The organism is Pseudorhodobacter sp., from assembly GCF_030452865.1.
Lineage (GTDB): Bacteria > Pseudomonadota > Alphaproteobacteria > Rhodobacterales > Rhodobacteraceae > Pseudorhodobacter.
Window position 1 is genome coordinate 1 of record NZ_JAKDLJ010000110.1, and the last position, 9,510, is coordinate 9,510.

Annotated in this window: 9 protein-coding genes; 1 reads left to right on the forward strand and 8 read right to left on the reverse strand. The window is 61.8% G+C overall.

Features of this window, described 5'->3' with window-relative positions:
• The 7 genes from L0H65_RS08550 to L0H65_RS08580 form a co-directional block, all read right to left on the reverse strand.
• The coding region (locus tag L0H65_RS08550) for a division plane positioning ATPase MipZ (protein ID WP_301458454.1) at positions 1-798 on the reverse strand (798 nt) is incomplete at its 3' end.
• A gap of 321 nt (positions 799-1,119) precedes the next feature.
• Positions 1,120-1,341 carry a 50S ribosomal protein L31 gene (rpmE, locus tag L0H65_RS08555; RefSeq protein WP_301458455.1) on the reverse strand — a complete coding sequence of 74 codons (222 nt, stop codon included), beginning with the start codon at positions 1,339-1,341 and terminating at the stop codon, positions 1,120-1,122.
• A gap of 11 nt (positions 1,342-1,352) precedes the next feature.
• On the reverse strand, positions 1,353-1,727 hold the full coding sequence (gene rplS / locus L0H65_RS08560) for a 50S ribosomal protein L19 (RefSeq protein ID WP_301458456.1): 375 nt from the start codon (positions 1,725-1,727) through the stop codon (positions 1,353-1,355).
• Between the two features lie 253 nt (positions 1,728-1,980).
• Positions 1,981-4,479: an FAD-dependent oxidoreductase gene (locus L0H65_RS08565; protein WP_301458457.1), complete on the reverse strand. Its 2,499-nt coding sequence runs from the start codon at positions 4,477-4,479 to the stop codon at positions 1,981-1,983.
• 190 nt (positions 4,480-4,669) lie between these two features.
• Positions 4,670-5,461, reverse strand: a complete 792-nt coding sequence (locus L0H65_RS08570) for a metal ABC transporter permease (RefSeq protein ID WP_301458458.1) — start codon at positions 5,459-5,461, stop codon at positions 4,670-4,672.
• Positions 5,451-6,251: a metal ABC transporter ATP-binding protein gene (locus L0H65_RS08575; protein WP_301458459.1), complete on the reverse strand. Its 801-nt coding sequence runs from the start codon at positions 6,249-6,251 to the stop codon at positions 5,451-5,453. Before L0H65_RS08575 ends, L0H65_RS08570 begins: the two co-directional genes overlap by 11 nt.
• Positions 6,248-6,724, reverse strand: a complete 477-nt coding sequence (locus tag L0H65_RS08580) for a Fur family transcriptional regulator (protein ID WP_301458460.1) — start codon at positions 6,722-6,724, stop codon at positions 6,248-6,250. The genes L0H65_RS08575 and L0H65_RS08580 overlap by 4 nt, the downstream gene beginning before the upstream one ends.
• A 69-nt stretch (positions 6,725-6,793) precedes the next feature.
• Between L0H65_RS08580 and L0H65_RS08585 the strand changes: the two genes are divergently transcribed.
• Positions 6,794-7,699 (forward strand): zinc ABC transporter substrate-binding protein, encoded by a 906-nt coding sequence (locus L0H65_RS08585; RefSeq protein WP_301458461.1) that lies wholly within the window; start codon positions 6,794-6,796, stop codon positions 7,697-7,699.
• 5 nt (positions 7,700-7,704) lie between these two features.
• Here L0H65_RS08585 and selD read toward each other — a convergent pair.
• On the reverse strand, positions 7,705-9,510 hold a 1,806-nt coding region (gene selD / locus L0H65_RS08590; RefSeq protein WP_301458462.1), incomplete at its 5' end, for a selenide, water dikinase SelD.

Below are 9,510 nucleotides of genomic sequence, written 5' to 3' on the forward strand. Positions count from 1 at the left end.
GGCCACGCCGGGCAGCTTGAGCGCGCCCACCAGATCGCGCAATTCCTGCCGCGCTGCGAGGTTCGACATGTTCAACTGGTCGACCCCGGTGTCCTTCAGATCCAGCAGCGTCAGCCCCCGTGGGAACAGTTCACGGAAGATCACCCGTTCCGAAAAGCCGGGTGCCACCCGGAACCCGATCCGGCGCGACAGATCTTCCAGCGCCGCCCCGACTTTTTTCTTGTTATGCATCTGCTGCGCGCCCAAACGATTCCGCACGACCAACCAATCAATCGGCTTCAGCCCCGCCTGCGCCCGCAATTGCCGCGCCTGCCAAACCATTTCGGAATAGATCGACGGTCCCGTGACTTTGCCGGTTTCGGCATCAATCCGGGCCAGAAGGTCGAAATCAATGAAACTGTCATTCAGCGGCGTAATCAGCGTATCAGCCAGCGAATGTGCAACCTGGCTCAACCGCGTGTGCGATCCGGGGCAGTCAATGATGATGAAGTCCGAAACCGTTTCCAACCCGGTCACCGCCGCCGACAACCTTGCATCATAGGGGTTTTCACCCGGCGCAAGGTTTTCCGCCGCTATATCGGGCAAAACCCGGTAATTCGGCGTCGGAAGGTCCAACCCGGACCGTGCCAGATAGGCGACCCTGTTTTCGATATAGCGGCCAAAGCTGCGTTGGCGCAGATCCAGATCCAGCGCCCCAACCCGGTGCCCCATCCGGGCCAGCGCCGTCGCGATATGCATGGCGGTGGTGGATTTCCCGCTCCCGCCTTTTTCGTTCCCGACAACGATGATATGCGCCATGATGATCCTGCCCTCGCCGCAACTGCCACACTTGCCGATCCGCGACCGGTGCGGCCAGACAACAACCGGGCAAGGCCAATGTCAAACCGCGCCTGGCGATGGATTGCACCCTCTAATGACAATCCGGGGCGCAAAGGGGAAGCCCTTTTCAGCAGTTTCCCGCCATCCGCTGCGGTGTACGGCAGACATTCTCGGCGCATCTTTGCATAAATCACACAACCGACAGCAATCTGCCGACGAAAAACGCCACCCTGCGCGGGTGGCGTTTAGCAGTATCGAACCTATACGCCTTGGAAGCGTTCAACCAGAACGCAATCCGCGTCAGAAGCCGAGGCCGGCATATTTGTTCTTGAACTTCGACACACGGCCACCGGTATCCATCAGCCGTGAATTGCCACCGGTCCAGGCCGGATGCGCCAGCGGGTCGATGTCCAGCGCCATTTGCTCGCCTTCCTTGCCCCAGGTGGTGCGGGTCTGAAACACGGTGCCGTCGGTCATCTTGACGTTGATCATGTGATACTCGGGGTGGATTCCATCTCTCATCGGTCCGCTCCTTACGCCTTGGGGGCTTTGTAATTGGTGTCTTCGACGATCCGGGCCGATTTGCCGCGACGATCCCGCAGATAATACAGCTTGGCGCGACGCACGCGACCGCGGCGCACAACTTCAATGCCGTCGATATTGGTGGAATAGAGCGGGAACACACGTTCCACACCTTCCCCGAAGGAGATTTTGCGAACGGTGAAGGAGGCCGCCAGCGTGGCACCGCCACGGCGCGAAATGCACACGCCTTCATAGTTCTGCACGCGCGAACGGGTGCCTTCGGTCACTTTATAGCCGACCCTGATGGTGTCGCCGGCCTTGAAATCCGGAATGGTCTTGCCGAGTGCGGCAATCTGTTCCGCCTCGATTTGTGCGAGCAGGTTCATACCTGATCCTTTCAAATGCTCACGGTTTTCCCGTGATGGTGATGCAACCGCATTGCTCTTGGTCTTCACCGGGTCCAAACCATGGGTCTGCCCGCCAGAGATACAGTCGGCGTTTTTCTTCATCCACCCCCCGGCAGCGACAGCGAAGGAATTCTGTCACATATGCCAAAGGGAATCGGCCCGATTGGGCGCAAGCCCCGGACAGGCAGCGTATATGCGCGCTGCCCGAAGTGGTCAAGGGGCGCAGTGTGGCTTACCCATCGACCCGGATGCGCGCATTGGTCGGATCAAACGGGCTGTCTTCGACCACAACCGCATCCCATTCCTGCAAGAACATCTTGACCTTCAACTTGGTGCCCACTTCGGCCAGTTCCGGCGTCACATAGCCCATGCCGATTTGCTTGCCAAACCCCACCGACCAACCGCCCGAAGTCAGGCGGCCCACCTTCTTGCCACCCGAAAACAGCGCCTCCTTGCCCCACGGATCTGCATCATCCGGCCCGTCGATCAACACCGTGACGCATTTGGCGCGGATACCGGTGTCGATCATTGCCTGTTTGCCTTGAAAGTCTTTGGACAGGTCGATGAAACGATCCAGCCCCGCCTCCATCGGCGTCGCGTCGCGGCCGAGTTCGGTGCCGAAGGCGCGGTAAGATTTTTCCTGCCGCAACCAATTCTGCGCCCGCGCCCCGACCAGTTTCATTCGATGCTTTTCGCCCGCCTTGAGCAACAAGTCCCAAAGGTAGCGGTTCATTTCAATCGGGTGGTGGAGTTCCCAACCCAACTCGCCGGTATAGGCCACGCGGATTGCATTGACCGGACACATGCCGAGTTCCAGCTTCCGGGCGGTCAGCCACGGGAAACGCTTGTTCGACAGCACAGTAGCGGTGTCGGCGTCTTTGACCACCTCTTGCAGGATTTTGCGCGCATTGGGACCAGCCAGCGCAAACACACCCCATTGGGTTGTCACATCGTTGATTTCGACAGGGCCGCCGCCAGCGGCGATAAAGTCCTCCGCCGATTTACGCATGTAATCAGCATCATAAGCCGTCCAAGCACCAGCCGAGACGAGATAGTAGTCATTCGCCCCGTTGCGCACGATGGTATATTCGGTGCGGGTGGTGCCTGTCGGGGTCAGCGCATAAGTCAGGTTGATGCGGCCCACATTCGGCAGCTTGTTGCAAGTAAACCAATCGAGGAACGCTGTCGCCCCTTCGCCCCGAACCGTGTGTTTGGTGAAAGCGGAAGCGTCGATCAAACCAGCGGTTTCGCGTAGCGCCTCGGCCTCGGCTTTCGCATATTGCCACCACGCACCACGGCGGAACGACCGCGAATTATGGTCGAAATCGTCAGGGGCATTGACCGGGCCATAATAATTCGGGCGTTCCCAGCCGTTGACCTGACCCATTTGGGCGCCCAGTGCGATTTGCTTGTCATAGACCGGGGTGGTGCGCAGCGGGCGACAGGCTTCGCGTTCCTCATCGGGGTGGTGGAGGATGAAGACGTGATCGTAACATTCCTCATTCTTGCGGGCGGCGTATTCGGTGGTCATCCAAGACCCGTAACGGCGTGGATCGAGGGAGGCCATGTCAATTTCCGCCTCTCCCTGCGTCATCATCTGGGCGAGGTAGTAGCCGGTTCCACCCGCCGCCGTGATGCCGAAGGAAAAGCCCTCAGCGATCCACATATTGCGCAGGCCGGGGACCGGGCCGACCAGCGGGTTGCCATCGGGGGTGTAGCAGATCGGGCCGTTGAAATCATCCTTGAGGCCGACATTTTCAGACGATGGCAGACGGTGGATGAACGCCATGTATTCCGCCTCGATCCGCTCCAGATCGAGCGGGAACAGATCGGCGCGGAAACTGTCGGGGACAGCGTATTCAAAGCGGGCGGGGGCACCTTTTTCATAGGGGCCAAGAATCCAACCGCCGCGTTCCTCGCGGACATACCATTTCGCATCGGCATCTCGCAGGACCGGGTGCTCCGGGTGGTTCTTGCGGTATTCGACCAGCATCGGGTCGGGTTCGGTCACGATGAACTGATGCTCCACCGGGATCGCGGGGATTTTCACACCGAGCAGGCGGGCGGTGCGTTGGGCGTGGTTGCCCGTGGCGGTGACGACATGTTCGGCGTGGATTTCAAAGGTTTCTTCCGAGGCAATAAGGTTGCCGCCCTTGTCAATCATGCGGGTGCAGGTCACGACCCATTCCGACCCGTTCCATTTGTAGCCGTCCACCTGAATCTTGCGCTCAATCGTCGCCCCGTGTTGGCGCGCGCCTTTCGCCATCGCCTGCGTGACATCGGCGGGGTTGATATAGCCGTCTTGCGGGTGAAAGAGTGCGCCGACCAGATCATCGGTGCGGACCAGCGGCCAGCGTTCCTTGATCTGCGCAGGCGTCAGGAATTCATGGTAAACATCGGCGCTGTCGGCAACCGCCGAATAGAGCATGTATTCATCCATCCGGTCCTGACATTGCGCCATGCGCAGGTTGCCGACCACGGCGAAGCCTGCGTTGAGGCCGGTTTCCGCCTCCAGTGATTTGTAGAAATCGACGGAGTATTTGTGGATATGCGTCGTGGCATAGCCCATGTTGAAAAGCGGCAGCAAGCCTGCCGCGTGCCAAGTGGAGCCGGAAGTCAATTCGTCGCGTTCGATCAGCATCGTGTCCCACCCGGCCTTTGCAAGGTGATAGGCGATGCCGTTGCCCACAGCACCACCGCCGACGACCAAAGCTTTTACATGAGTTTTCATTGGGGTTTTCATTCTGCGACTCCCTGACGCGATTTTGCACATACATGCCCGATTGTGGCGCGCAGGGGCAATATGGCCCGACGCTTGGCAGATAAAAACGACATATGGTCGCGGATGGGCACGATTGGCAGATGCCTTGCGGCTTGGCGAAAGCTGGTTTCAGGTATTTTTGCCAAGATGAAATCTGGGGTCAGTGCCGCTTGAAACGGCTTGCGCCCACAGAAGCCGTGAAAGCCACTGCCGCGAGCGCAATGATGGACGGGCCGGCAGGAGTGTCAAACGAAAGCGAAAGGTGCAGGCCACCAAGCACCGACCCTGCACCGATCAGCACGGCAAGCAATGCCATGGCTTCGGGGCTGCGCGACAGGCTGCGGGCGGTGGCAGCGGGGATGATCAGCATGGCCGAGATCAGCAGCGCCCCAATGATTTTCAGCGCGACGGCGACGGTGATGGCAAGTGCGATTGTGAGCACCAGCCGTTCGCGATTGGGGTCAAGGCCGGAGGCCTGGGCGAGGTCTTCGCTGAGCGTCGCTGTCAACAGCGCCTGCCAGCGCCAGAAGAGCAGTGCTGCGATGGTTGCGGCACCCGCCCAGACAAAAGCGATATCTCGCGTCGACACCGCAAGGATATCGCCGAACAACAGTCCCGACATGTCCAGGCGCGCACCGGGAACGAAACTGATCGCGACAAGGCCGAAAGCCAGCGCGGAATGGGCGAGAACGCCGAGTGTGGTATCCACCGCCCAGCCTTTTGCCGCGAGCGCAGAGACAGTCAGTGCCATTGCCAGTGCCACAAACATCGTGCCAAGCCCGATCGGCAGCGACAACGCCAGCGCCAAAGCCACGCCGAGGATGGCGGCGTGACTGGTGGCATCGCCGAAATAGGCCATTCGACGCCACACCACGAAAGCGCCCAAAGGTCCGGTGGCGACGGCCACGCCGACACCCGCCAAAGCCGCCCGGACCAGAAAATCATCGAACATGAGAGTGTGGTTCTTTCTGATCGCCGTAATCGTGATCATGACTGTGACCGCAACCCGGGCCGTGTTCATGTGCTGCGCCCGGACCGTGGTTATGATCATGGTCATGGCGGTACAGCGCCAGCGCCCCTTGGGTGCCGAAGCCGAAAAGTGCGCGGTATTCTGGCGCGTCGCGCACCACGTCGGGCGCACCTTCGCAGCAGACGTGGCCGTTGAGGCAGATCACCCGGTCAGACGCCGCCATCACCACATGCAGATCATGGCTGACCAGCAGCACCGCAGCGCCGCTATCGCGACGCACATCGGCGATCAACTGGTAGAATGCCGCCTCACCTTGCTGGTCCAGCCCTTGTGTCGGCTCATCCAGTACCAGAATTTCGGGCCGGTTCAGCAAGGCGCGCGCCAGAAGCACCCGTTGCAACTGCCCGCCCGACAGATCGCTGAGTTGCCGGGTTTCCACCTCTGCCACACCACAGCGCGTCAGCACTTCACCAGCTTGGGCATCGGTGCAGCGTTTGGGCAGGGACAAGAACCGCCGCGCGGTGATCGGCATCGTGCGGTCGATGTGCAGCCGCTGCGGCACATAGCCGATGCGCAAGGCAGGATCGCGCGTGACATGGCCATGCGCGACCGGTTGGATCCCCAACAACGCCCGCAACAGTGTCGATTTACCTGAGCCGTTGGGGCCGACGACGGTGACAATCTCACCCCGTTCGACCGCGAGGGTAACGCCGGTCAGGATATCCGTGCGGCCGAAGCGCACGGTGATGTCTTGCGCTGAAATCAGGCTCATGCCGCCTCACATGCCGGGCAAAGGCCGATGGCCTCCACACTGCTGCGCTCCACCGTAAAGCCCAGAGCGCGGGCGGCGGCATCCAGTGCCGCGCGCACTTCAGCCGCCGGGGTTTCGGCCAAGGCGTTGCATCCGCGGCAGATCAGGAAAACCGGGGCGTGATCAGTTTCGGGGTGCGTACAGGCGGCAAAGGCATTCAGGCGGCGGATTTTATGGGCAAAGCCTTGATCCACCAGAAATTCCAGCGCGCGATAGGCGACCGGGGGCTGATTGGCAAACCCGGCATTCACCAGCCGTTCCAGCACGTCATAGGCGCCAAGCGCGCGGTGATCAGCCAACAGGATTTCCAGCGTCTGGCGCCGCACCGGCGTCAGCCGCAAGTTGCGCGCTGCCAACAGCGCCTCGGCGCGTGCAAGCCCCTCGGCAGTGCATTGGCTGTGATCATGGGGATCGAAGGCTTTGGGCTGTGGCATGATATCGGTTCTTGACTTGTTATAAGATAACATAACTTATAGCGCCCGGAACGACAAGCGGGGAAAACCATGCGCCGGATTCTTTTCAGTCTTTGCCTTGGTGCGTTTGCACACGCCGGTCACGCCGCGCCATTGCAAGTCGTGACCGACATTGCGCCGGTACAATCGCTGGTCGCTATGGTGATGGGCGATCTTGGCACGCCCCTCGTGCTGCTGCCCGGCGCTGGCGATCCTCATGATTTCCAACTGCGGCCAAGTCAGGCGCGCGCACTGGCCGGGGCGGATCTGGTGATCTGGATCGGGCCGGAATTGACGCCATCACTGGCCCACAGCATGGCAGCACTGGCGGCTAAAGCCCATTCGATTGCCCTGCTGGACCAACCCGAAACCCAGACCCTCGACTTTGCGCCGGGCGAAGCCGAGGGGGACGAAGGGGAAGGCCATGGACATAAAGGCCTGAACCCCCACGCCTGGCTCGCGCCGGAAAACGGGCGGGTCTGGCTTGGCCTTATCGCGCGGGAACTGTCATCGCTCGACCCGGAAAACGCCGAGCGATATGCGGCAAATGCCGCCCGTGCGCAGGCGGAAATCACGGTGGCCGAGGCTGCAATTGCCGCGATGCTCACCCCGGTGCAGGCGCGCGGCTTTGCGGTCTACCACGATGCCTATGGTTATTTCGCGAATACGTTCGGGCTGCATGTGGTTGGCAGCTTGCGTCAGGGCGATGCCGCCACGCCGGGGGCGGCGCATCTGAAGGCGTTGCAGGCGGAACTGCGGCAAACGCAAGCCGTCTGCCTGTTCCCCGAGGTGAACCATGACGATGCCGCAATGTACCGACTGGCCGAGACGACAGGTTTGCGGCTTGGGACCGCGCTTGACCCTGTGGGGACGGCAACGACAGCGGGGGTCGGCTTGTATATCGCGGTGTTGGAGGGGCTTGCAGTGAGCATTGCCGATTGTCTGGCACAGGACTGAACGCGTTAGTCCACCACCCGCAGCATCACCGGTCCGTCGTGGATATGACCGATGATCGCCGCCTCCGCATCCCCCGCATCTCGCAGCGCCTGCAACAGTGCATCGGCACGGTTGGCAGGAACAGTTGCCAGCAATCCGCCTGCGGTTTGTGGATCAAAAAGCAACGCGGCGGCGGGGCTGTTCGGTGCGGCGATACGCCCGACGCAAAGTCCGCGGTTTTCCGGAGCGATGGAGGACGCGACGCCAGCCGCAGCCAATGCAATTGCGCCCGGCAGAAAAGGCACGGCTGACAGGTCGATCACAGCGCCCATGCCTGTACCTTCCAACATCTCCAGAAGATGCCCGGCAAGGCCAAAGCCAGTCACATCGGTCATCGCCGTCGCCACTGGCGCAAGCAGGGCGGAGGCGACGCCGAGCGGGCGTTGCATGGCAGCAAGGCAGGTCACCACCGCCTCCCCCAGCAAAACATCCGCGCACTGCGCCATTGCCATCTCCGCCGCCAGTATAGTGCCGCTGCCAATCGCCTTGGTCAGAATAATCGCATCGCCCGCCTGCGCCGTGGTCTTGCGGATCGGTTTTTCTGCCAGCCCGGTGACGGTGAAACCGATCATCAGTTCCGCGCCGATTGCGGTATGGCCGCCCAGCATATCCGCCCCGGCCGCGCGGAAGACCTCTGCCGCCGCGGCCATCACCTCCGCCAGCATATCGGCTTGCAACGCCGGGCCAAGACGGGGAAGCGTGATCTGCGACAGGGCGGCTTGCGGCGCGGCGCCCATTGCCCAGATATCGCCCAAAGCATGAATGGCGGCAATGCGCGCCATCAGGCCCGCGTCATGGGTAAAGGCGCGCAGATGATCGGTGGAGATCACTTGCACGCCCTTGGCCATGGCAATCATCCCGGCATCATCACCGGGACCGGACACCGTATCGGCGCGGAGCGGCGCTGGCTGCTGGCGCAACGCAGCGGCCAAGACCCCGGCGCCGACCTTCGCGCCGCACCCACCGCACAGTGGCTTCTCGCCAATCACTTCTGCCAGACCCGAAACCGCGTCACTGGGCAAATCTGGGCGCGGCATTATGGGGAAATCACCAAACTGCGCCATGAACTTGCGGTCGATCCGGTCCTTCCAGCGCCAAAGCCCGGCTGATTTGAACCGAAGACCGAACCTGTCGGCAATCGCAATCTGGCCGCCGGTGGAAATCAGCTTGAGGTAATCGCGCTGCGGCCTGTAGCGCTGCAGGGTGCCACCCGACAGCGCGGCACGCAGGTTGTGGAACAGGATCGGAGCCTGACGCACGGCAAAGACCCCGGCTTTCGGGCGCGGGGCAAAACCCATATGGGCGCAATCGCCCACAGCAAACACCGCAGGGTCGGAGCTTTGCAACGTCGGCCCCACGGCAACAAAACCGCGTTCCAGTTGCAGGCCGGTGTCTGCCAGCCATGCCTGCGGGCGCGCACCTGCAGCGGACAGGATGAAGTCGGCGGGCAGGGTTTGACCGGAGGCCAGCGTCACGCTTGTCCGCGTCACGGCAGCCGGTCGCGCGCCGGTCATCACTTCGATGCGCTGTTCGGCAAGTGCTGCCAGCAACGCGGCCCTTGCTCCCTTGCCAAGATGCGGCAGCGCGGTATCGCTCGCCTCCAGCAACGTGACCGTCGGCTTGCGCCCCGATTGCCGCAACCGATGCGCCGAGGCCATCGCGAGTTCGGCCCCCGCGACACCCGCCCCGACAATCACGATCCGGGGTTCGGCAGATGCCGGCGCAACGAACCCCTCCCATGCTTCGGCATATCCCCCCAGTGGCTTGGCCGC